Source organism: Streptomyces sp. JH002 (assembly GCF_050916115.1).
Classification (GTDB): Bacteria; Actinomycetota; Actinomycetes; order Streptomycetales; family Streptomycetaceae; genus Streptomyces; species Streptomyces xiamenensis.
On sequence record NZ_CP087989.1, the window covers coordinates 2310500 to 2332983 of the forward strand.

Below are 22484 nucleotides of genomic sequence, written 5' to 3' on the forward strand. Positions count from 1 at the left end.
CTTCGGCTCGAACCGCTCACAGCGCGCCGAGGACTTCCCGCAGCGCGCTGATGGTCTTCTCCTGGATCCCGGCCGGGAGCGAGGGATACATCGGCAGGGAGAAGATCTCCCCGGCCAGCCGCTCGGTGACCGGCAGGTCGCCCCGCCGGTAGCCGAGGTGCGCGAATCCGGACATGGTGTGCACCGGCCACGGATAGCTGATGTTCAGCTCGATGCCGTGGGCGCGCAGCCCTTCGAGGACGGCGTCGCGCCGCGGATGCCGCACGACGTAGACGTAGTGGACGTGGTCGTTGCCCTCGGCGAGCTCGGGCAGCGTCAGACCGGTGTCGGCCAGCCCTTCCGCGTAACGCCGGGCGACGGCGCGGCGGTCGGCGATGTAGGTGTCGAGGCGGCGCAGCTTGCGGCGCAGGATCTCGGCGTGCACCTCGTCCAGCCGGCTGTTGTGGGCCGGGGTCTGCACCACGTAGTAGCGGTCCGCCATGCCGTAGTACCGCAGCCGCCGCAGCCGCTCGGCCACCTCGTCGATGGCGGTGACGGTGGCGCCGCCGTCGCCGTAGGCGCCCAGCACCTTGGTGGGGTAGAAGGAGAAGGCGGCGGCGTCGCCCAAGGTGCCGGCGAGGGCGCCGTGGTGGCGTGCCCCGTGGGCCTGGGCGCAGTCCTCCAGGATGCGCAGTCCGTGCTCGCGGGCCAGCGCGCGCAGCGGGGCCATCTCGACGCACTGGCCGTACAGATGGACCGGCAGCAGGGCGCGGGTGCGGTCGGTGACGGCCGCCGCGACCTGGGTGGTGTCCATGAGGAAGTCCTGCTCGCGGACATCGACGAACACCGGGGTGGCGCCGACCGAGTCGATGGCGACGATGGTGGGGGCGGCCGTGTTGGACACGGTGATCACCTCGTCGCCCGGCCCCACGCCCAGGGCCTGGAGACCGAGCTTGATGGCGTTGGTGCCGTTGTCGAGGCCGACGCAGTGCGCGGTGCCGTGATAGGCGGCGAACTCCTCCTCGAAGCCGCGCACGCTGTCGCCCATCACCAGGCGGCCGGAGGCGAACACGGTGTTCACCGCGTCGAGGATGTCCTCGCGTTCCTTCTCGTACTCGGCCAGGTAGTCCCACACTCGAATGGTCACGATCGCTCCTCGCGCACGACGGCCGCGAAGAGGCCGCGGCCGCCCTGGACGTCCTCGATGTACCCGGCCTCCAGGCCGGCCGCGGCGAAGGCGGACTCGTACTGGTCCCGGCGGAACAGCCGGTGCTCGTAGGTCTCCTCGAAGTGCCGCACCCCGTTCTCCCGGTCGGCGACCAGGAAGTGCACCCGCATGGTGGAGGAGTCCCCGTGGCCGGTGGTGTGGGAGACCCGGGCGATGGTGCGGCTGCCGGTTCGCACCACGTCCCCGGAGACGTAGCCGTCCAGGAACCGGTCCCGGAACCACCACGGTTCGACGAGGATGACGCCGCCCGGGGTGAGGTGCCGGGCGAAGCAGGCGAAGGTGTCGCGCAGTTCGTCCTCGGTGCGGGTGTGGCCGACCGAGCCGAACAGGCAGACGACCGTGTCGAACCGCTGCTCAAGGCGGAAGTCGCGCATGTCACCGGGGTGCAGTGGCACGGCGGGCAGTTTGGCGCGTGCGGCGGTGAGCATGTCCTGCGACAGCTCCAGGCCTTCGACGTGCTCGAAGAGTTCGGCGAAGTGCTCCAGGTGGCCGCCCGCGCCGCAGCCGACGTCCAGCAGGGAGCGGGCTCCCGGCCGGTGGCGGCGGACGACTTCGGCGATGTACTCGGCTTCCGACCGGTAGTTCTTGCCCCGGCTGCTGTTCAGGTCGTCGTGGATCTCGGCGACTTCACGTCCGTACACTGGGCTCCTTCCCTGTGGCCCCGCTCCCGTCGAGCAGGGCGGCCACGGTGCGGTCCACGGCGTCCCGCAGCCCGGTGCGCGCGCTCCATCCCGAAGCGGTGCGGAACGGTGCCGGGTTGACCGTCGTGCTGAGGAAATCGATGACCGGGGCGTCCTGGGGCGGCTCAACGGAGGTCACCGGTACCGGCGGCCGTCCGGTGCGCGCGGCGACCGCGTCCGCCACCGTCCGGAAAACCTCGCCCAGGGTGTCGTGGCGCCCGGTGCCCACCAGCCAGTGCCGGCCGGCGAGGCCCGTGGGGTGGCGCATGGCGGCCGTGAACGCGTCGGCCGCGTCCTCGACATAGACCAGGTCGCGCTTGACGGTGCCGTCGTGCCACATGGTCAGCGGCTGACCGGCCAGCGCGCGGCGGACCATGGTGGACACCACGCCCTGGTCGGGTACCCCGGACAGCGGGCTGCGGCCGAAGACGGTGGGCAGCCGCAGGCTGATCCCGCGCAGGACGCCCTCGGTGGTGGCGGTCTTCAGCAGCTGCTCGGCGGCGAGCTTCTGCCGGTCGTAGGCGGTCTCGGGGCGGTCGGGTTCGCTGCCGTCCATGGGGTGGTCGGGCGGCAGGCCGATCTGCGAGGTGGTGGCGGCGAACACCACCACCGGGGGCGGGCCGGCGGTCCGCCGGGCGCGCAGCACGGTGATGAGGTCGCGCATCACCCCGACGTTGATCCGTTCGCTGTCCGGGTCCCGCTCGGCGTCGCGCCAGCCGCCGCTGTGCTTGCCCAGGTGCAGGACGATGTCCGCGTCCGCGACGGCGGGCGCCAGCGCGCCGGGTGCGGTGAGGTCGGCGGTGTGCACCTCGACGGCGGCGGCGTGCCGGGGGACCGGTGTGGGACGGCGGGCCACGGCGCGCAGCCGGACCGGCTGGGCGGCGAGCCGGGCGGTGAGCACGGAGCCGAGATAGCCGGAGGCGCCCAGCACGGTCACCAGCGGCGCGTCACCGGCGGCTGTCACGAGGCGCCCGCCGGGGTGGGGTCCTCGGTGCCGTTCTTGCGGTAGAGGACCTGCCAGTAGAAGCTCCAGGGCACGGCCCAGGCGTCGGCGGCCGGGCTCCAGCCGGGGCCCGGCCGGTACGCGGTGAGGAAGCCGGGGACCGCGGCACGCACCGCGCTGCTGTCGTGGACGTCGAGCACCTGCCGCATGAGGCCGGTCTCCAGGGCCGCCCGCAGCAGTTCGTCCTCGCCCTCGGGGCGCCCGTCCAGGGAGGGGTCCAGGTACTTGCCGACCGGATTCTTGGTGTAGAAGGCGGTGCAGCAGCGGTCGATGAGGTCGAGGTAGCCGCGGGCGGTGCGCGGCAGCATCTCGGCGAACGAGTCGATGTTAAGTGCGAGATCGAAGCGCTCGCCGTCGAGCGCGGTCTCCACCTCGTCCACGGTGACGAACCGGATCTTCGCGTAGTGGGCGTCGTCCAGGACCTCGGCGAGGTACCGCTTGCTGAACCGCATGGTGGTCGGCAGGTCGACGATGCAGTACGAGGCGATGTCGTGGTTGGAGAGCAGGGTGTGGCAGGTGCGTCCGTAGCCGGCGCCGATCTCCAGGACCGCGGCGCCGTCCAGGGCGGTGCGCGGGGCGAGGAAGCCGAGTTCGAGCACTGCCTGGAGGTAGTCGAGGCAGATGTCCTCGCCCTCCCAGCGCACGGCGTGCGGACGGCCCACGTGCCGGTTGCGGGTGTTGCGCAGCCGGTCCCAGTCGGCCGGCTCCAGCCGGGCCGCCAGGTTGTGGACCATCGTCTTGAGGTAGCGGACGCCGTTCGAGCCGGGGTCCCACAGGGATATCTTGTGGTTGGGCCGGCCGGATTTGAAGTCGGTCAGATCGACGGCGGCCTCGGCGGTGACCCAGTCCCGGCTGATCCGCTGCCACTGTCGGCTGGCCTGATAGATGTCTGCCATCGTGTTCTTTCCTCGTCGTCGGAATGCGGTCGCAACGGGAATGTTCCGGGTGTTCAACCGGCCTCGGAGATCGCCATGATGTAGCGGCCGTAGGGTGATTTGGCGTACTGGCTGCCGAGCCGGTAGCAGTCCTCCCGGCCGATGTATCCCATGCGCCAGGCGATTTCCTCCAGGCAGGCGATGCGTACGCCCTGTCTGCGCTGGAGAACCTGCACATACTGCCCGGCCTCCATGAGGGCGTCGTGTGTTCCGGTGTCCAGCCAGGCGAAACCGCGGCCGAGCGGTATCAGCCGGGCGGTGCCGCGTTCCAGATACACCCGGTTGACATCGGTGATCTCCAATTCGCCGCGCGCGGACGGGGTGAGGCCCCGGGCGATCTCGACCACGTCGTTGTCGTAGAGATAGAGCCCGGTGATCGCCAAATTGGTCCGCGGGCTGGCCGGTTTCTCCTCGATCGCCACGAGGTTGCCGTGCTCGTCCACCTCGCCGACCCCGTAGCGTTCCGGATCGCGCACCGGGTGGCCGAACAGGACGCAGCCCTTGACCTGACGGGTGGCCTCCTGGAGGACCCCCGCGAACCCGGCCCCGTGGAAGACGTTGTCGCCCAGCGCCAGGGCGACGGAGTCGTCCCCGATGTGGTCGGCGGAGATCAGGAAGGCGTCCGCGAGGCCGCGCGGCGTGTCCTGCCGCGCGTAGCTCAGCCGGATGCCGAGCGGTGATCCGTCGCCCAGCAGCCGCCGGAACGCGGGCAGGTGGTCCGGGGCGGAGATGATCTGGATGTCGGTGATGCCGGCCAGCATCAGAACCGACAGCGGGTAGTAGATCATCGGCTTGTCGTAGACCGGCAGGAGTTGCTTGGAGACCCCGAGCGTGACCGGGTGCACCCGTGTCCCGTGGCCACCCGCCAGGATGATTCCCTTCACCAGCGCGCCCTCGGCCCTCAGTAGTTCCCGAGGCCGCCGCAGACGTTGATCGCCTGCGCCGTCATGGGAGCCGCCGCGTCGGTGGTCAGATAGCCGACCAGCGAGGCCACCTCCTCGGCGGTGGAGTAGCGGCCGAGCGGGATCTTCCCCTGGAAGCGCTCCAGGATCGCGTCCTCGGTGGTCTCGAAGTGGGCGGCGTAGCCGGCGCGCACCCGCTGGGCCATCGGGGTCTCGACATAGCCGGGACACACGGCGTTGACCGTGATGCCGGTCTTCGCCAGTTCCAGGCCCAGGGCCTTGGTGAACCCGATGACGCCGTGCTTGGAAGCGGAGTAGGGGGCGCCGAGCACCACACCCTGCTTGCCCCCGGTGGAGGCGATGTTGATGATCCGGCCCCAGCCGCGCTCACGCAGCTTCCCGGCCGACAGCACCTCCCGGGTCACCAGGAAGACGCTGTTGAGGTTGGTGTCGATGACGTCGTACCACAGCTCGTCACTGATGCCCTCGGTGACGCCGCCGCCGTTGCGGCCGGCGTTGTTCACCAGGATGTCGACGGGCCCGTACCGCTCCACGGCGGTGGCCACCAGCCGCTTGACGTCCTCCGGGCGGCGGACGTCCGCCGCCACACCGTCGGCCCGGCCGCCGTTGGACCGCAGCTTGCCGACGGTCTCGGCCACCGCGTCGGCGTTCCGCGAGCAGAGGAAAACCGTGTGCCCCCGGTCCGCGAGGGTCTCGGCCACCGCGAGGCCGATTCCGCTCGTACCGCCGGTGATGAGTGCGACGCGCTCTCCGTTGTCCGCCATCCCTGCCCCTTCGTGGATACGGTGTCCGGGCAGCGTCGCAGCGATTCCCACAATCTCGGTCGAGTGCCGCTGGACCAGCCCGGCCGCGTCACGGCGGATTCCCCGGTGACCGTTCACGGCGGATATCCGCACCGTCCCGGAGTTGATTTCCCGTAATGCGCCGACCTACCGTCGGGCACCGCCGTCACCCTGCGCTCCACCGAACGGCAGGGTCCCATGGGAAGGAGCCTCCATGGCATCCGGGGAATTCACCGTCACCGACCTCAGACGCATCCTGCACGCGGCCGCCGGCGAAAGCGACGGGGCCGATCTCGATCTCAGCACCCTGGACACCGATTTCACCCAGCTCGGCTATGACTCACTGGCCCGGCTGGAAACCGGAAGCCGCATCGAGCGGGAATTCGGCATCAAGCTGGATGACACCACACTGCTCGAAGCGGAAACCCCGGGCGCCCTGATCGAGGCCGTGAACGCACAACTCGCCGTTTCCGGGACCTCCTGACCCGGGGCGGAAACCGGCACCGCCCGGACGCGCGGCACTCCGCGCGTCCGGACAAACCGAAGAACAGCACACGTCCGACCCGGCACACCTTCTGGAAGGAAGAATATGGGGGCAATCGAGGTCCCGGTTCTCATTGTGGGCGGTGGGGGATGCGGGCTGTCCGCCTCCACCTTCCTGTCCGACCACGGCGTCGACCACCTGCTGGTGGAGCGGCACGCGGACACCTCGCGGATACCCAAGGCGCACTACCTCAACCAGCGCACGATGGGGATCTACCGCCAGCACGGGCTCGACGCCCCGATTGCCGAACAGGGCGCGACGCTGGAGGAGTTCGGGCAGGTTCGCTGGCTGACCTCGCTCGCCGGGGACGGGCCGCTGGACGGCCGGGTGGTCCACGAGATGGACGCGTTCGGCGGTGGCGCGCTGCGCGCGTCCTACGCGGCCGCCGGCCCGGTGCTGCCCGTCAAGCTGCCCCAGGTCCGGCTGGAGCCGATCCTGCGCCAGTACGCGGAGCAGCGTAATCCCGGCCGAATCCGCTTCCGCCACGAGCTGGTCGGATTCCGCGACGAGGGCGACCGGGTCGTCGCCGAGATCCGCGCGACCGACACCGGCGAGACCACCACCGTCACGGCCCGGTACCTCATCGCGGCCGACGGCGGACGCACCGTGGGGGCCGCCCTCGGGGTGGCGATGCAGGGCCGGCCCAAGCTGCTGCACGTCAAGACCGCCTACTTCTCCGCGGATCTGTCACCGTGGTGGCACGAGGGCACGCTCATCACGCACTTCCTCAACCCCCACCACCCCGACCTCTCCGGAAACCTCATCGAGATGGGGCCGAAGTGGGGGAAGGAGTGCGCGGAGTGGGTGCTGCACTTCCACCCGGGCGACCCCGGCCAGTTCGACGAGGAGCAGATCGCCCCGAAGATCCGTGAGGTGCTGGGCATCCCCGACCTGGAGCTGACACTCCACCACGTGACCAACTGGACCGTGGAGGCGCTGCTCGCCGAGCGCTACCGCGTCGGCCGGGTGCTGCTCGCCGGGGACGCGGCGCACCGCCAGCCGCCGACCGTCGGGCTCGGCCTGAACTCCGGCATCCAGGACGCGCACAACCTCGCCTGGAAGCTGTCCGCCGTGCTGTCCGGGCGCGCGCCCGACAGCCTGCTCGACAGCTACGAGGCGGAACGCCGGCCGGTGTGCGGGCTCAACGTCGAGTGGGCGGTGTCCGCGGCCACCCACCACCAGGCGATCATGAACGCGACCGGCCTCGGCCAGCGCGTGCCGGCGCAGCGCCGGGAGCGGGCGTTCACCGAGTACTTCGAGACCTCGCCGATGGGTGAGCTGGCCAGGGCCCGGGCCGGGGAGATGTTCGAGACCCACCGGGGCGGCTGCCAGGCGCACGACCTGGAGATCGGCTTCGGCTACGAAGAGGGCGCTCTCGTGCCCGACGGCAGCGGGCCACCGCCCCGGGCCCCCATGCGCGACGAGCACCATCCCACCACCCGCCCCGGCCATGTGCTGCCGCACGCCTGGCTGGAGCACGAGGGCCGCCGGCTGTCGACCCACGACCTGACCGGCGACGCCACGGCCTTCGCGCTGCTCACCGGTCCGGCCGGGACGGCGTGGTGCGAGGCTGCCGTGCGGCTCGCGCAGACGTTCTCCCTGCCGGTGGTCACCGCCCGGATCGGGGAGGGCGCCGAGTACACCGACGCGGACGGCCGGTGGGCCGCCGTGCGGGAGATCTCGGATGAGGGCGCGGTGCTGGTGCGGCCCGACAACCATGTGGCATGGCGCAGTGCGGCCGGTGCCGGGAACCCGGACGAGGTGCTGGCCGGCGCGCTCGCCCAGGTCCTCGGCCGCGCCGGCGTCCCCGCCCCCGCCCGGGGGGAGTGAGCCGCCGCGGGCGAAGGCCGGATCACGCGCGGGCGCCCACCCGGTCGGTTGTGCCGACCGGGTGGGCGCCCTCGGCGTCCCGCCGTCCGTGCTCAGGCCCGGGGCCGGACACCGGCGAACAGACCCCTGGTGTCCGGCGTGGACGTGATGAGGTGGGTCGTCGCCCTGGTCCGCGCCGCGGGATCCGGTGGCGTCCATGAACGTCGCCGGTGCTGGCTTTCCGCGGTCGCCGGCAGCCTCTCGGCCAGCCGCGAGGAAGGACCCGGGGATCCTCGACGCAGGACGCTAGGAGCCCTTCCTGCGCAGTTCTCCGGCGATCTGACGGGCCGCCTTGCGGGCGCTGGCGATGCAGTTGCCGACGCCCACCCCGTCGTAGGCGGCGCCGCACACCGCCAGGCCCGGCATCCCGGCCACCGAGGCGCGGATCCGCTCCACCCGCTCCAGATGCCCGACGGTGTACTGCGGCAGCGCGTCCTCCCACCGGTTGACCCGGGTCGCCACCGGCCCGCCGGACAACCCGGTGGCCCCGGCGACCTCGGCCGCCGCCACGGCGACCAGGTCGGCGTCGTCGCGGCGCAGCGCGTCCTCCTCGCCGACCCGGCCGAGCGTGCAGCGCACCAGGTCCACGTCGTCGGCCATGTGCGGCCACTTGACCGTCGAGAAGGTGACGGCCTTGACCAGCTTTCCGTCCACCGCCGGCACCCGGTAGCCGCAGACGCCCTGTTCGGCGAGGGAGGCGGGCAGCGCGCCGCGGCGGTAGGCGAGGGTGACCACGGTACGGCCGGTGTAGGGGATGTCGGCGAGCGAGGCGACGGCGGCCGAGGTGCCGGGCGTCGCGGCCAGCAACTTCGCGGTGGGGCCCGCGGGCGTGGCGACGATGACGGCGTCCGCGTCGAGGGACTCCGGGCCGGCCGCGGAGTCGACGGTCACCCGCCAGCCGTCCGCGGTTCGCGCCAGAGCGGTGACCGTCGTGCCGGTCCGTACCGCGGAGCCGGGCGCGGCGGCCCGGACCGCCTCGGCGAGCACCGGGGGCAGGGTGCCCAGGCCGCCGGCGATGGTGGCGATGCCGGGCGGGCGCTCCTCGCCCGGCGCGGGCGGCGGCGGGATCAGCGATCCGGCCGCACCGGCGAGTGAGGCGTGGGTGCGGGAGGCGTTGGCCAGCGGCGCCAGCATGGCCTCGAACGACAGGTCCTCGGAGCGGCCGGAGCACACCTCGCTCAGGAACGGGTCGACGAGGCGGTCCACCACCTCCTGGCCCAGCCGCCCGGCGACGAACGAGGCGACCGACACATCCCCGCCGCGTTCGGCCGCGGGCCGCAGCGCGTCCTCCCTGGCCCTGGCGACCCCGGCGCCGGAGAGCAGCCCGGAGCCGGCGAGTTCGTCCAGGTCGGAGGGCACACCCATGAACTGGCCGGTGGGCAGCGGCCGCAGCGCTCCCCTGGTCCAGATCGCCGTCGAGGTGGCGGAGGCCGTGACGACCTTCTCGCCCAGCCCCGCGTCCGCGATCAGCCCGGTGGTCCGGGGACGGTAGATGTACAGCCCCTCGGCTCCCTCGTCGACGGCGGCCCCGGCCACCTCCGAGACGGAGAGTTTCCCGCCCAGCCGGGAGGACCCCTCCAAGACCGTCACCCGCACCGGCTCGTCCCGCAGGAAGAACGCCGCCGCGAGCCCCGCGATGCCACCCCCGACGACGACCACGTGCGGCGCTTCGCCCGCCCGATCACGTCCGCTGTCCGCCATGCCACCCGCTCCTTCGTAGTCCGGTGTCGCCGCAGTGTGCGGGGGGCCGCGAGAGTCTCGGTCGAGCGGGAGTCGACCGGTCAGGATTCGAGAAGCCCGGCCGGCCCCCGCCGCCTAGCATCGAACGCATGAGCCTCAACCTCTCGCAGTGCTTCATCGCCGTGGACGACCACGACAAGGCCCTCACGTTCTACCGCGACGTCCTGGGCCTGGAGGTCCGCAACGACGTCGGCTTCGAGGGCATGCGCTGGGTGACCGTCGGTTCCCCGGACCAGCCGGGCGTGGACATCGTGCTGGAGCCGCCGCTGGCGGACCCCAACGCCTCGCCCGCCGACAAGGACGCCATGGCCCAGCTGCTGGCCAAGGGCCAGCTGCGCGGCGTCATCTTCGACACCGACGACTGCGACGCCACCTTCGAACGCATCCGCGCCGCCGGTGCCGAGGTGCTCCAGGAGCCCGTGGACCAGCCGTACGGGGTGCGCGACTGCGCCTTCCGCGACCCGGCGGGGAACATGCTCCGCTTCAGCCAGTCGCAGCCGTAGCCGGACCCACGCGCCGCCCGCCGCGCGCCTCCCCCGCACCGCCCCGGTCGCCGCCAGCCAGGTGACCGGGGTCTCGGCGTGCCCGCCACCGTCCCGTTCCGACTGCGCGCCTTCCCCGGTTGAACGCTCCCGGGACGGTTCACGCGTTCGTTGCGACCCGTCACGGCGCGGACCTACGCTCGCCCCGAATCCGGGAATCCAGCAGCGCGGACCGCCGTCACCCATGCCTGCGGACCGCTGGAACGGCCCGGTCCGGGGCAGTTCGACGGGAATGACGAGGGTGGCCATGAACTCGGCGTCGCAGGATGCGGCAGGTGCGCGGAACGACACCCCAGGACCCGTGATCGGCATCAGCGCACGGCGCGCGCCGGTCACCCTGCGCGGGCTCGACATCACCGTCAGCCTCGCCATCCAGCCGCATGTGGAACTGCTCGCCGCGGCGGGCTGCGTCCCCGTGGTCATCCCTCCGCTGCCCGGCGCCGCACACCTCGTCGCCCGGCTCGACGGCCTGCTGATCCCCGGCGGTCCCGACGTGGACCCCGCACTGTACGGCCAGCGGGCCCACCCCACCACGCACGCCGTCGGCGGGGCCCTGGACACCGGGGAACTCGCCCTGCTGGACGCCGCGTACGGGGCCGGCCTGCCGGTCCTGGCGATCTGCCGCGGCATGCAGCTGCTCAACGTCCGGCACGGCGGCACCCTGCACCAGCATCTGCCCGAGATCACCGGTGATGACGGCCACCAGCCGCGCACCACCGCCCACGACTTCGGCAGACAGCCGCTGAAGGCCGCGCCCGGCAGCCGGATCGCCGCCGTCTACGGCGACGACCCGCCGGAGACCGCCTGTCACCACCACCAGGCCGTGGACCGGATCGGCACCGGGCTGACCGCCACCGCCTGGACACCGGACGGCGTGGTCGAGGCGCTGGAGGCGCCCGGTCTCCCGTTCGTGGTCGGCGTGCAGTGGGAGGCGGGTCAGGTGGCGGACGAGCCGCTGCACCGGGCGTTCGCCGCGGCGGCGACCACCCACGCCGCCGCGCGCCGCGGCGGCCCGGAGCCAAGGACCCATCCCGACCCCCAGGAGACGAAGCGATGACGGCACGGATGACCAACCCCTCGTTGATCGTTCCCGACGCCCTGCGGCCCCTGCTCGATGTGACCAAGGTCCTCAACAACGCCGGGGTGCCGCAGCTGACGCTCGACCTCATCCGGCTGTGCGTCAGCCAGGTCAACGGCCGCCCCATCGACATCCCCTCGCACACCGGCGAGGGCGCGGAACGCCGGCCCACCGACGCACGCCTGCTGCGGATGGACCGGTGGCGGCAGGACCCCTGCTACAGCGCGGCCGAACGCGCCGCGCTGGCCCTGGCCGAGAGCGCCAGCCGGCTCAGCGAGGGCGAGCACACGGTCCCGGACGCCGTGTGGGACGAGGCGGCCCGGCACTACGACGAGCGGGAACTGGGCGTCCTGGTCCTGCAGATCGGCCTCGTCAACCTCTGGAACTGCGTCAACGTCACCACCCGGCAGGTTCCCGGGGACTACAGCTGAACGCCGGGCGGGCCACCCGCGTCCCCGCACCGACCGGCCGGTCCCGACCCGGGTGGCCGGCACCCCAAGGAAACGGAGATCGCCTTGCTGAAGCTCATCAACGCCGGCCTGGGCCGCACCGGAACGACCTCGCTCCAGGTCGCCCTGGAGAAGCTGGGGTTCGGGGCCTGCTTCCACATGTTCGACATCGTCGGCAGCGAAGAACGTCTCGCCCAGTGGGAGAAGATCGTCTGCGACGGGCAGCCCGCCGACTGGACGGCCGTGTTCGACGGCTACACCTCCGCCGTCGACGGCCCCTGCGCGCTCTACTACCCGGACATCGCCGCGGCCTTCCCCGACGCGAAGATCATGCTCACCGTCCGGGACCCCGACAGCTGGTACCGCAGCACCTACGACACGCTGTACCAGTTCGCGGTGCGAGGCGCGCGGAACCCGGCGCCACCCGGCTCCCGGCCGGCCCGCATGGGACGGCTGACGAACACCCTCGTGTGGCAGGGCCTGTTCGAGGGACGCTTCGAGGACAAGGCGTTCGCCATCGACGTCTACCGCCGCCACAACCAGCGCGTCATCGACACCGTCGGCGCCGACAACCTCCTGGTGTGGGACGTGACGCAGGGCTGGGAGCCGCTGTGCGCCTTCCTGGGCGTTCCCTCGCCCCGGGGCGAGGACTTCCCGCACGTCAACGACACGGCGTCGATGCTCAAGGTGATCCGCGGCATGGGCGGGGGCGCGGGCTGAACTCCGTCCGGCTTCGAGCGGCTCTCCAGGGCGGGACCGCACGCTCGGAGAAGAAGTCGGCCCAGGCGTCGACCGCGGACATCCGTACCGACCACGAAGGGCAGGAGCCGGTGAGCATGCGGGTTGTGAGGTCCAGCGCGGTGGGGTCACGGTGAGCGGGCGCGGCGTGGTCATCACCGGTCTGGGAGTGGTGGCGCCCGGCGGGGTGGGGACCAAGGCGTTCTGGCAGACGATCACCTCCGGGCGCACCGCCACCCGGCGGATCACCGCCTTCGACGCGGCGGCCTTCCGGTCGCGGATCGCCGCCGAGGTCGACTTCGACCCGGTGCAGGCCGAGTTGTCGCACCGCGAGATCCGGCGGCTGGACCGGGCCGCCCAGTTCGCGCTGGCCGGCACCCGGGAGTCGGTCACCGACAGCGGTCTTGAGCCGGGGCGGTTCGACCCCACCCGGGTCGGCGTCAGCCTCGGCACCGCCACCGGCGCCACCTGCAAGCTGGAGTCGGAGTACCTGGTGCTCAGCGACACCGGCCGGGAGTGGGTCCTGGACCACACCTACGCCGACCCGCATCTGTACGACCACTACATGCCCGGCTCCATGGCCGCCGAGATCGCCCGCGAGGTCAACGCCCAGGGCCCGGTCACCGTGGTCTCGGCCGGCTGCACCTCGGGCCTGGACGCGGTGGGCCACGCCGCCGACCTCATCCGGGAGGGCTCCGCCGACATCATGCTGGCCGGTGGCACCGACGCCCCCATCTCCCCCATCACCGTGGCGTGTTTCGACGCGATCAAGGCGACCTCGCCCAACAACGGCGACGCCGCGCACGCGCTGCGCCCCTTCGACCGCAACCGCAACGGCTTCGTCCTCGGCGAGGGCGCCGCGGTGCTGGTGCTGGAGTCCGAGGAGCACGCCAGGAAGCGCGATGCCAGGATCTACGCGGAGATCACCGGCTACGCCTCCCGCACCAACGCGTACCACATGACCGGTCTGAAGCCCGACGGCGCGGAGATGGCCGCCGCCATCGACGCGGCGCTCGCGGAGAGCCGGCTGCCCGCCGACGCCGTCGACTACGTCAGCGCGCACGGCACCGCCACCAAACAGAACGACCGGCACGAGACCGCGGCGCTGAAGAGGGCCCTGGGCCCGCACGCGTACGACACCCCGGTCAGCTCCATCAAGTCGATGATCGGGCACTCGCTCGGCGCCATCGGCTCCATCGAGATCGCCGCCTGCGCGCTCGCCATCGACCAGGGCGTGATCCCCCCGACCGCCAACCTCACCGATCCCGACCCCGAACTCGACCTGGACTACGTGCCGCTGCACGCGCGCGAACGCCGGCTCGGCGCCGTCCTCAACATCGGCAGCGGCTTCGGCGGCTTCCAGAGCGCCATGATCCTCACCCGACCCGGGAGACGTCCGCTATGACCACCACAGCCATCACCGGGATCGGCGTCGCGGCGCCCAACGGCCTGGGCACGGAGGACTTCTGGTCGGCGACCCTGCGCGGGAAGTCGGGCATCGGCACCGTCAGCCGGTTCGACGTGAGCGGCTACCCCTCCCGGCTCGGCGGCGAACTGCCCGGCTTCGACCCCGCCGACCATCTGCCCAGCCGGCTCATCCCGCAGACCGACCGGATGACCCAGATCGCCCTGGCGGCCTCCGACTGGGCGCTGGCGGACGCCCGGCTGGAACCGGACGCGTACGGGAGCACCGAGATGGGGGTGACGACGGCCGGCGCGTTCGGCGGGTTCGAGTACGGGCAGCGGGAGCTGGACCAGCTGTGGACCGCGGGCCCCGAACACGTCAGCGTCTACATGTCCTTCGCCTGGTTCTACGCCGTCAACACGGGGCAGATCTCCATCCGGCACGGCCTGCGCGGCCCGGCCGGGGTCGTGGTCGGCGACCAGGCGGGCGGGCTGGACGCCGTGGCCCAGGCCCGGCGGAACATCCGCAAGGGTGCCCGGCTCATCGTCTCCGGGGGGGTCGACAGCTCCTTCTGCCCCTACGGCTGGGTCTCGCGCATCAGCGGCAGGGGACTGAGCACCGGGGACGACCCGGACACCGCCTACGTGCCCTTCGACACCCGCGCCCAGGGCCATGTGCCCGGCGAGGGCGGCGCCATCCTCGTCATCGAGGAGGCCGGGGCGGCCCGCGCCCGCGGCGCCCGGGTGTACGGCGAGATCGCCGGGTACGGGGCGACGTTCGACGCCGCCGCCCGGCACGGCGGCGAACCGGGCCTGCGCCGCGCCGTCGAGACGGCACTCGCGGACGCCGCCCTGGATCCGTCCGACATCCGCGTGGTCTTCGCCGACGGCGCGGGCACCCTCCGGGAGGACCGGGTCGAGGCCGAGGCCATCGAGGCCGTCTTCGGGCCCGGTGCGGTGCCCGTCACCGCCCCCAAGACGATGACCGGCCGGATGAGTTCCGGCGGCGCCCCCGCCGATCTGGCGTGCGCCCTGCTGGCGATCCGCGACGCGCTCATCCCGCCCACCATCAACGTCCGTACCCCGGCCGCCACCTCGCTCGACCTGGTCCTCGACGCGCCCCGGCCCTGGCAGCCGGGGGCGGCGCTGGTGATCGCCCGGGGCCGGGGCGGCTTCAACTCCGCGATGGTGCTGCGCCCCCCGGGAAGGGGCTCGGCAGCGGCCGTCCGGGGGCCGGGAGCGGCCCGGCGCCGGACCCCGGCACCGGCCGACCACTGACCGCTTGGGAGAAAGGCCCGCCATGGCCGCTGGTGACACCCCGCACGCCGTCCGCCCCGGCCACCCCCCGGCCCGGCAGGGGCCACCGGCGCCCCACCGTACGGCTGCCCGGCCCGCACTGCTGCTGCCCGGGCAGGGCGCCCAGTACCCGGGCATGGGCACCGGCCTGTACCGGGACCTGCCGGCGTTCACGGCGGCCGTCGACACGGTGTTCGCGGCCATGGGCGCCGCCGGTGACGCGCTGCGCTCGGACTGGCTGGCCGCCGAACCTGCCCTGTCCATCCACCACTTCCACCGCTCCCAGCCGCTGCTGTTCGCTCTCGACCACGCGCTGGGCCGGGTACTCATCGACCTCGGGCTGCGGCCGGCCGCCCTGCTCGGCCACAGCGTCGGCGAGCTGGCCGCCGCCGCCCTGGCCGGAGTCTTCGGCCTGCCCGACGCGGTACGGATCGTGCTGGACCGGATCGGACGGCTGGACGGCGCCCCGGCGGGCGGCATGGCGGCCGTCGCGGCCTCCCGGGCGGAGATCACCCCGCATCTGCGCCCGGGTGTGGACATCGGGGCCCTCAACGCGCCCCGGCAGACGGTGATCGCCGGCGCCCGGGAGCCGCTGGCCGCGGTGCTGGACGCGCTGGGCGCCGCCGGGCTCCGGTGGGCGCCGGTGCACTCCGAGGCGCCGTTCCACAGCACGGTGCTCCGGCCGCTGGCCGACGCCTCCCTCCCGATGCTGGCCGCGCTGCCCGCGCGCCCACCCCGGATTCCGCTGGTCTCCGGATACACAGCCGCCCGACTCACCGACACCGAAGCGGTGGACCCGGCGTACTGGGCCCGGCAGCCGGTGGATCCCGTGCTCTTCTGGCCGGCGCTCGGCGAACTGGTCGCGGACGGAACCGATCTGCTGATCGAGTGCGGCCCGGGGCAGGGCCTGACGACGCTCGCCCGGCAGCTGCCGGAGGTCCGCTCGGGCGGATGCGCGGTGCTGTCGCTGCTCGGCCCGCCGTCGGCCGGACCCGGCGCGGAGGCCGGGCACTTCGCGGCGGCGGTCGCCCGGCTGGGGCTGGCCGCGCTCTGACCTCCCCTTACGGTGGCGGCGGCCCGGCCGGAGCTTCCGCCGGGCTTCGAGCGCCCCTCCAGCAACGGGCCGCAGGCTCGGGGTGACCCGACCGGCCAGGAGAGAAGAGGCAGCCGTGCAGCGGATCACTCTGCGGGAACTTGAGGGCATCATGCGCCAGTACGTGTGGGAGGGCGACTGGCAGTCGTTCGAGGCCGCGCCGGACCTGGCCTTCGACGCGCTCGGCTACGACTCGCTGGCGCAGCTGGAGACGCACACACGGATCCGGCGGGACTACGGCGTGGTGATTCCCGAGGCCGATCTGGAGCGGGTCCTGACCCCGCGAAATCTGGTGGACTTCGTCAACGCCCGGATCCCGGCGGCCTGATCCGGGCCGCCGGGAGAGCGTTCACCCGCGGCCCGTACCGTCCGGGCCGCGGTCCACGCGCTGGCGCGCCACGGCCAGCAGTCCGCCGTCCCGCAGCCGCAGCGTCACATCGACCACCTGCGCGCCGGCGGCGTCCCGGTGGGTGGTCACCTCGATGTCCAGCAGGTCGTCGGCGTTGGCGTTGGCGAGGTAGCACAGCTGCCGGTCCAGCACGCGGCGGCGCAGGAAGTCGGCCGACTCCAGACCGAGGTGGTGCCACAGGGACAGCACGGCCCAGTCGACGATCGAGAAGTAGGAAGCGAAGTAGAGCAGTCCGACCCCGTTCAGATCGCGGCTCGCGCTCACCCGGTAGGTGAGGGAGAGCCGGGCCCGCGGCGCCGGTTCCGCCGTGGTGCGCAGCGACGCGCTCTGCCGTGCCTGTGCCCAGATCCGCCGCGGGGTGTGCGCGTCGGGGACCTGTGGCAGGTGGTCCGCGCGGAAGCCGGCCGGAGTCGCCCGGCGCAGGCCGTGGTTGGTGTCGTGCCCCGAACGCTTCACCCAGCGGTTGAAGTTCTCCACATGGATGCAGCCGGGGGTGTCGTAGCGGAAGAACCCGTCCACCCCGTCGGTGTCCGCCGGCCCGGTGGCGGGGACCGCGCCCTCGCCGTCACGCGTGACCCGGTGCACCGTCAGCAGCGAGTCCCCGCCGCCGGAGAGCACCTTGGACCGGACCCGCAGCCGGTCGCCGAAGGTCAGTTCATCGGCGCTCAGTCCGGTGTCGGACCGGACCCGGAAGTAGGCGAAGGACAGATAGACCGGCTCGCCGTCGGGGTCGGCCGCGGTGTACGGGTCGACGCCGCAGGAGGCGCCCACCGCGTCCCAGGTCCAGTCCCCGAGCTGGCCGACGAACAGCGCGTTGGGCCCGCACATGGCGGGGGTGATCAGCTCGACACGGTCCAGCCAGCCGTCCGGGCCCCGGGTGACCGGCGGCCGGCCGGGGCCCGCGAGCGGGGCGACATCGGTGGTCATGAGTCCGCCATTCCGTGGCTCCTTCGTGGCTGCGGTGCTCTGGCAGCGTGCCGGGGCCGCCCACAGCTGCGGTCGAGCGCCGGTGGACCCGCCCCGCACACCCGCCGGAGGCGCGGCAGCCGGTCAGGAACGGAGAAGCCCGGCCCGGTACTTCGCCCGTAGCGTGATGCTCCTGGGCGGCGAAGTCCGGGTTCAGCGTGCGCGATGTGCTGCCACGCACTTCTCCCCTCGACCTCTAGTGGCACTAGCCGGGATGAGACGGATGATTGAAGCCAAGAACCTGACCAAGCGCTACGGCGAGAAGACCGCCGTGGCCGATCTTTCCTTCTCGGTCGAACCGGGCAAGGTGACCGGCTTCCTGGGCCCCAACGGCGCCGGGAAGTCGACCACCATGCGGCTGCTGCTGGGGCTGGACCGCCCCGACAGCGGTGACGCCACCATCGGCGGCCGGCACTACCAGGACCTGCCGCAGCCGCTGCGGGTGGCCGGGGCCCTGCTGGAGGCCAAGGCCGTGCACACCGGCCGCAGCGCCTACAACCATCTGCTGTGCCTGGCCCAGACCCAGGGCCTGGGCACCAAGCGGGTCGACGAGGTGCTGGAACTGGTCGGCCTGAAGGAGGTCGCGCGCAAGCGCGCCGGGGGCTTCTCCCTGGGCATGGGGCAGCGGCTGGGCATCGCCGCCGCGCTGCTGGGCGACCCGTCGGTGCTCATCCTGGACGAGCCGGTCAACGGGCTCGACCCGGAGGGCATCCTGTGGATCCGCAATCTGATGAAGGACCTCGCGGCCGAGGGCAGGACGGTCCTGGTCTCCAGCCATCTGATGAACGAGATGGCGGTGACCGCCGAACACCTCATCGTCATCGGCCGGGGCCGGCTGGTGGCGGACTGCTCGATGGACGAGTTCATCGAACGCAGCGGGGCCCTGTCGGTGCTGGTGCGCAGCCCCGACGCCGAGGCGCTCAAGGAGGACATCGCGCGGGCCGGCGGCACGGTGACGCAGACCGGCGCCGGTGAACTGACCGTCGAGAACCTGGAGACCGGCCGGATCGGCGAGATCGCGGCGGCCGGCGGACATGTGCTCCACGAGGTCGTGCCGCGGCGCGGCTCGCTGGAGGAGGCGTTCATGGAACTGACGCGCGACAGCGTGGAGTACGGGGCGACCGGCGGCACCGGTGCCACCAACGGGAAGCGGGGAGGTACCGCATGAGCACCGTCACCGCCGTGACCGTCGCCGATCCGGAGACCCGGCAGGCCGGCTTCGGCCGGCTGATGCAGTCGGAGTGGACCAAGATCCGCTCGGTACGGTCAACGATCTGGTCTCTCGCGCTGCTGCTCATCCTCTTCCCCGGCTTCACGGCCGGGCTCGTCGCCCTGGCCGTGAGCGAGTGGGACAACACCAGCGAGGCGGACCTCGCGCTGATCGTGGCGGACCCCGCCGGGGTCATCCTGGCCAGCGGGTTCCTGGTGGGCCAGCTCGCCATCTGTGTGCTGGGCGTGCTGGTGATCGCCTCCGAGTACTCCACCGGCATGATCCGGGCCAGCCTGCTGGCCGTGCCCCGCCGGGTGCCGATGCTGGCCGCCAAGGCGACGGTGTTCTCGCTGCTGGTGCTGGCGGTGAGTGTGGTCGCCGCGTTCGCCTCGTTCTTCATAGGCGCCGCCATGCTGGAGGAGAAGGCCCCGGTCTCGCTCGGTGACCCCGGCGTGTTCCGCGCCGTGGTGGGCAGCGGCCTGTATCTGGCCGTACTCGGACTGTTCGCGCTCGCCATCGGGGCGATCTTCCGGCACCCGGCGGCCGGTATCACCGGGGTGATCGCGTTCGTCTTCGTGGTGGCGCCGATGGCCCAGCTGCTGCCCGGGAAGCTGGGCGAGTACCTCAACGCCTACCTCCCCACAGAGGCCGGCCCGCTGATCGGGCAGGCGGTGCAGGGTCCGGACGATCTGCTCTCGCCCTGGCAGGGCTTCGGGGTGTTGTGCCTGTGGACGGCCGCCCTGCTCGCCCTCGCCGCCTATCTGCTCAAGCGCCGCGACGCCTGACCCACCCCGTCGGGCGGCACCCTCCGGGCCGTGGTGTCCCACCGGACACCGCGGCCCGGTGCTCTCGGCCGGCGGGGATGTGCCGCCTTCCCCGCGGTATTCCCGGAAAACGCACCGGCACACAGCCGGCGGGGTTAAGGGCCGGGGCGGAAAACCGCCCCGGCGGCACCGGAACGCACAGCCGCGCCGGTGCGTTTCCCGGACGCAGATATGCCCCCGCGCGGCGGGCGCGGAGGCATTCCACGGTGTTCTGCGGGTTTCAGCGGGGCGGGCGGGACTCACGCCTGATAGGGCTTGGCCTCCAGGACCCGCACGGTGGCGACGGAACCGTTCGGCAGCTCGTACTGCGCGTCCTGTCCCACCTTCTTGCCATTGACGCCACTGCCCAGCGGCGACTTCGGCGAATACGTCTCGATGTCCGAGGTGGCGAATTCGCGGGAGGCGAGCAGAAACGTCATGGTGTCGTCCTCGTCGCCATCGAAGGCGATCGTCACGACCATGCCGGGGGCGACCACGCCGGTGTCCGCCGGAGCCTGTCCGACCTGCGCGCTTTCCAGCAGCTGGGTCAGCTGGCGCACTCGCGCCTCCTGCTTGCCCTGCTCTTCCTTCGCCGCGTGATAACCGGCGTTCTCCTTGAGGTCGCCCTCTTCCCGGGCGGCCTCGATCTTTCTGGCGATCTCGATGCGCGCGGGACCCGACAGATACTCCAGCTCCGTCTTCAGCTGGTCATACGCCTCCTGGGTCAGCCAGGTGACAGTGTCGCTGGTCTGGGTCACAGGTGCTCCTCGGGTACGGGTGGTGATGGATACAACGGAGGGTCGATACAAAAACATCGCCCGCCCGGAAGGCAGCGCTCCTGGGTGGGCGAATCAGCGATCGAAACGTCGACCCTAACAACGCCGATCGATTTGCGAAAGGATTTACCCCGTCCGGACGTGGGCAAACCCACACGAGCCGACCCCGGCGGGGACGGGGGTCAGGACCGGTCAGCCCTCGGCGCAGCCCATCAGCTCGGCCGAGGTGGCGAGTTCGGTTGTCCTGAGCACCACGGAACGGTGCACCGAGTCGCTGTTCTCCTCGAAACGGAACTCGGCCCGGCCGACTTCGAGACCGTCGGCGGCCTGCGAGCGCACGGTGCACACGCCGGTGACGGAGGCAGGCTTGCGCACGGCGATATTCACCGAGACCTCGGTCTCGGAGGTGACCGTGAATCCCGTCACCTCTGCGGTGACCTTCTGCCCGGAGATGTAGGAGACGCCCGCCCAGCCGACGAAGGCGAGCAGCAGCACGCCGAGCACGAGGCCGGTGATCTTCAGCCGCCGGTCGGTGCGCGCGTCGGCGTCGGCGCCGGTCCGGCCGTAGCGCCCCTCGGGCACGCCGTCACGAACGGTAGCCATGGTGCGTCCTCCGGCGGTGGGCGTGGGATCGGCGGGGTGTCTTGGGCGGGACGGACGGGAATATCCCGAGCCGGTCCATCAGTCACTATAGAAGGCGACTCCAGGACCAAGACACGAGGATCGAGCCTTGACCAAGCAGCTGCGGCTCATGGCCGTGCACGCCCACCCCGACGACGAGTCGAGCAAGGGCGCCGCGACGATGGCGAAGTACGTCTCCGAGGGGGTGGACGTCCTCGTCGTCACCTGCACCGGCGGCGAGCGGGGTTCCATCCTCAACCCGAAGCTCCAGGGTGACGCGTACATCGAGGAGAACATCCACGAGGTACGGGCGAAGGAGATGGCCGAGGCCCGGGAGATTCTCGGGGTGCGGCAGGAGTGGCTGGGCTTCGTGGACTCCGGGCTGCCGGAGGGCGACCCGCTGCCGCCGCTGCCCGAGGGGTGCTTCGGGCTCCAGGACGTCGAGGCGGCCGCCGAGCCGCTGGTGGCGCTGATCCGCTCGTTCAAGCCGCACGTGATCACCACGTACGACGAGAACGGCGGTTACCCGCACCCGGACCACATCATGACGCACAAGATCTCGATGGTGGCGTACGAGGCGGCGGGCGACCCGGAGCGCTACCCGGACGCGGGTGAGCCGTGGACGCCGCTGAAGCTGTACTACAACCAGGGCTTCAACCGGCCGCGTACGGTCGCGCTGCACGAGGCGCTGCTGGGGCGCGGTCTTGAGTCGCCGTACGGGGAGTGGCTGGAGCGCTGGGACGAGATGGAGCGGGTGGGGCGCACCCTGACGACGTTCGTGCCCTGCGCGGAGTTCTTCCCGGTGCGGGACAAGGCGCTGATCGCGCACGCCACGCAGATCGACCCGGAGGGCGGCTGGTTCCGGGTGCCGATGGACGTGCAGCAGGAGGTGTGGCCGACGGAGGACTACGAGCTGGCGCAGTCGCGCGTGCAGACCTCCATCCCCGAGTCGGACCTGTTCGCGGGCATCCGCGACAATGACCGGTATGAGTGAGCTGCTTCCCCTGGCCGAGCAGGCCGAAAAGAAACTCACCGAGTACACGGTGACGCCCGGTGTGCTGGGCTTCATCGTGTTCGCGGTGCTGGGGCTGGCTGTCTGGGTGCTGCTGAAGTCGATGAGCCGGCAGCTGGGCAGGATCGACTTCAAGGAGCAGGAACGCGCCCAGCGGGGCGAGGGGACGGACGGCCCGGACGGCGACGGGAACGGTGGCGGCGGTGCCGGGGAGGAGCCGAAGGGCTCCGGCCCGGCCGCCGCCGACCGGGATTCCGCCTCCTCGCGGGCCTGAACCCGGCGTTCCCCGGGGTCCTTCCCGGTCCTCGTTCCGGCTCCCGGCGGCCGGTCGGGCGGCGGCCCCGGGCTGCCGCCACGACCACGGCGGCCGTCGGCCGGGCCGGGAGCCGCCCGTAGGCCGCCAC

At 72.2% G+C, this 22484-nt stretch carries 24 protein-coding genes; 14 read left to right on the plus strand and 10 right to left on the minus strand.

What is annotated here, in order from left to right; genetic code table 11:
- Window positions 1–16: 16 nt before the first annotated feature.
- From H7827_RS10100 to H7827_RS10125, 6 genes are read right to left on the minus strand one after another with little or no spacing between them, the layout of a single operon-like run.
- Complete coding sequence (locus H7827_RS10100) at window positions 17–1126, minus strand: DegT/DnrJ/EryC1/StrS family aminotransferase (RefSeq protein WP_386540674.1); 1110 nt, start codon at window positions 1124–1126, stop codon at window positions 17–19.
- Window positions 1123–1848, minus strand: coding sequence for a class I SAM-dependent DNA methyltransferase (locus H7827_RS10105; protein WP_432744292.1), 726 nt, complete (start codon window positions 1846–1848; stop codon window positions 1123–1125). The genes H7827_RS10100 and H7827_RS10105 overlap by 4 nt, the downstream gene beginning before the upstream one ends.
- Window positions 1835–2851, minus strand: coding sequence for an NAD-dependent epimerase/dehydratase family protein (locus tag H7827_RS10110; RefSeq protein WP_432744294.1), 1017 nt, complete (start codon window positions 2849–2851; stop codon window positions 1835–1837). Before H7827_RS10110 ends, H7827_RS10105 begins: the two co-directional genes overlap by 14 nt.
- Window positions 2848–3786, minus strand: a complete 939-nt coding sequence (locus H7827_RS10115; protein ID WP_386540667.1) for a putative sugar O-methyltransferase — start codon at window positions 3784–3786, stop codon at window positions 2848–2850. The genes H7827_RS10110 and H7827_RS10115 overlap by 4 nt, the downstream gene beginning before the upstream one ends.
- Before the next feature lie 53 nt (window positions 3787–3839).
- Complete coding sequence (gene rfbA / locus H7827_RS10120; protein WP_386540665.1) at window positions 3840–4709, minus strand: glucose-1-phosphate thymidylyltransferase RfbA; 870 nt, start codon at window positions 4707–4709, stop codon at window positions 3840–3842.
- A 17-nt stretch (window positions 4710–4726) separates the two neighbouring features.
- On the minus strand, window positions 4727–5512 hold the full coding sequence (locus H7827_RS10125; protein WP_432744297.1) for an SDR family NAD(P)-dependent oxidoreductase: 786 nt from the start codon (window positions 5510–5512) through the stop codon (window positions 4727–4729).
- Between the two features lie 232 nt (window positions 5513–5744).
- Here H7827_RS10125 and H7827_RS10130 point away from each other — a divergent pair, with 232 nt between their 5' ends.
- A complete protein-coding gene (locus H7827_RS10130) occupies window positions 5745–6014 on the plus strand; it encodes an acyl carrier protein (protein ID WP_200364877.1) in 270 nt (89 codons plus the stop codon).
- Window positions 6015–6119: 105 nt separating this feature from the next.
- Window positions 6120–7904, plus strand: a complete 1785-nt coding sequence (locus tag H7827_RS10135; protein WP_432744299.1) for an FAD-dependent monooxygenase — start codon at window positions 6120–6122, stop codon at window positions 7902–7904.
- A 285-nt stretch (window positions 7905–8189) separates the two neighbouring features.
- On the opposite strand, the gene hemG is transcribed toward H7827_RS10135, so the two are convergent.
- Window positions 8190–9644, minus strand: a complete 1455-nt coding sequence (hemG, locus tag H7827_RS10140) for a protoporphyrinogen oxidase (RefSeq protein ID WP_386541653.1) — start codon at window positions 9642–9644, stop codon at window positions 8190–8192.
- 128 nt (window positions 9645–9772) lie between these two features.
- On the opposite strand from hemG, the gene H7827_RS10145 reads away from it, so the two are divergent.
- From H7827_RS10145 to H7827_RS10180, 8 genes are all read left to right on the plus strand, one after another.
- Window positions 9773–10186 (plus strand): VOC family protein, encoded by a 414-nt coding sequence (locus H7827_RS10145; protein ID WP_030728503.1) that lies wholly within the window; start codon window positions 9773–9775, stop codon window positions 10184–10186.
- A 340-nt stretch (window positions 10187–10526) separates the two neighbouring features.
- A complete protein-coding gene (locus tag H7827_RS10150; RefSeq protein ID WP_386541655.1) occupies window positions 10527–11282 on the plus strand; it encodes a gamma-glutamyl-gamma-aminobutyrate hydrolase family protein in 756 nt (251 codons plus the stop codon).
- Window positions 11279–11734: a carboxymuconolactone decarboxylase family protein gene (locus tag H7827_RS10155; protein WP_046724657.1), complete on the plus strand. Its 456-nt coding sequence runs from the start codon at window positions 11279–11281 to the stop codon at window positions 11732–11734. The genes H7827_RS10150 and H7827_RS10155 overlap by 4 nt, the downstream gene beginning before the upstream one ends.
- An 84-nt stretch (window positions 11735–11818) precedes the next feature.
- Entirely contained in the window at window positions 11819–12472 is a 654-nt protein-coding gene (locus H7827_RS10160; RefSeq protein ID WP_432744303.1) for a sulfotransferase family protein, read from the plus strand.
- 151 nt (window positions 12473–12623) lie between these two features.
- Window positions 12624–13895 carry a beta-ketoacyl-[acyl-carrier-protein] synthase family protein gene (locus H7827_RS10165; protein WP_043177048.1) on the plus strand — a complete coding sequence of 424 codons (1272 nt, stop codon included), beginning with the start codon at window positions 12624–12626 and terminating at the stop codon, window positions 13893–13895.
- Entirely contained in the window at window positions 13892–15172 is a 1281-nt protein-coding gene (locus H7827_RS10170) for a ketosynthase chain-length factor (RefSeq protein WP_432744305.1), read from the plus strand. The genes H7827_RS10165 and H7827_RS10170 overlap by 4 nt, the downstream gene beginning before the upstream one ends.
- 22 nt (window positions 15173–15194) lie before the next feature.
- Window positions 15195–16244: an acyltransferase domain-containing protein gene (locus H7827_RS10175; RefSeq protein WP_432744307.1), complete on the plus strand. Its 1050-nt coding sequence runs from the start codon at window positions 15195–15197 to the stop codon at window positions 16242–16244.
- Between the two features lie 115 nt (window positions 16245–16359).
- Window positions 16360–16611: an acyl carrier protein gene (locus H7827_RS10180; RefSeq protein WP_375878039.1), complete on the plus strand. Its 252-nt coding sequence runs from the start codon at window positions 16360–16362 to the stop codon at window positions 16609–16611.
- Between the two features lie 21 nt (window positions 16612–16632).
- Here the strand turns inward: H7827_RS10180 and H7827_RS10185 are convergent, their stop codons facing one another.
- The gene (locus H7827_RS10185; protein ID WP_386541663.1) at window positions 16633–17619 is read right to left on the minus strand and encodes an LnmK family bifunctional acyltransferase/decarboxylase; all 987 of its coding nucleotides are present in this window, start codon (window positions 17617–17619) and stop codon (window positions 16633–16635) included.
- Window positions 17620–17881: 262 nt separating this feature from the next.
- Between H7827_RS10185 and H7827_RS10190 the strand changes: the two genes are divergently transcribed.
- Together H7827_RS10190 and H7827_RS10195 are read left to right on the plus strand one after the other, a co-directional pair.
- Entirely contained in the window at window positions 17882–18826 is a 945-nt protein-coding gene (locus H7827_RS10190; RefSeq protein WP_386541665.1) for an ABC transporter ATP-binding protein, read from the plus strand.
- Window positions 18823–19653 carry an ABC transporter permease subunit gene (locus H7827_RS10195; protein ID WP_030728526.1) on the plus strand — a complete coding sequence of 277 codons (831 nt, stop codon included), beginning with the start codon at window positions 18823–18825 and terminating at the stop codon, window positions 19651–19653. The genes H7827_RS10190 and H7827_RS10195 overlap by 4 nt, the downstream gene beginning before the upstream one ends.
- A 278-nt stretch (window positions 19654–19931) precedes the next feature.
- On the opposite strand, the gene greA is transcribed toward H7827_RS10195, so the two are convergent.
- Both greA and H7827_RS10205 read right to left on the minus strand, forming a co-directional pair.
- Entirely contained in the window at window positions 19932–20429 is a 498-nt protein-coding gene (gene greA, locus H7827_RS10200) for a transcription elongation factor GreA (protein ID WP_030728529.1), read from the minus strand.
- A gap of 210 nt (window positions 20430–20639) precedes the next feature.
- Window positions 20640–21050, minus strand: a complete 411-nt coding sequence (locus H7827_RS10205; protein ID WP_200364898.1) for a DUF4307 domain-containing protein — start codon at window positions 21048–21050, stop codon at window positions 20640–20642.
- A gap of 127 nt (window positions 21051–21177) precedes the next feature.
- Between H7827_RS10205 and mca the strand changes: the two genes are divergently transcribed.
- Window positions 21178–22062, plus strand: a complete 885-nt coding sequence (mca, locus tag H7827_RS10210; protein ID WP_386541245.1) for a mycothiol conjugate amidase Mca — start codon at window positions 21178–21180, stop codon at window positions 22060–22062.
- On the plus strand, window positions 22055–22354 hold the full coding sequence (locus H7827_RS10215; RefSeq protein ID WP_386541243.1) for a hypothetical protein: 300 nt from the start codon (window positions 22055–22057) through the stop codon (window positions 22352–22354). The genes mca and H7827_RS10215 overlap by 8 nt, the downstream gene beginning before the upstream one ends.
- Window positions 22355–22484: the final 130 nt, after the last annotated feature.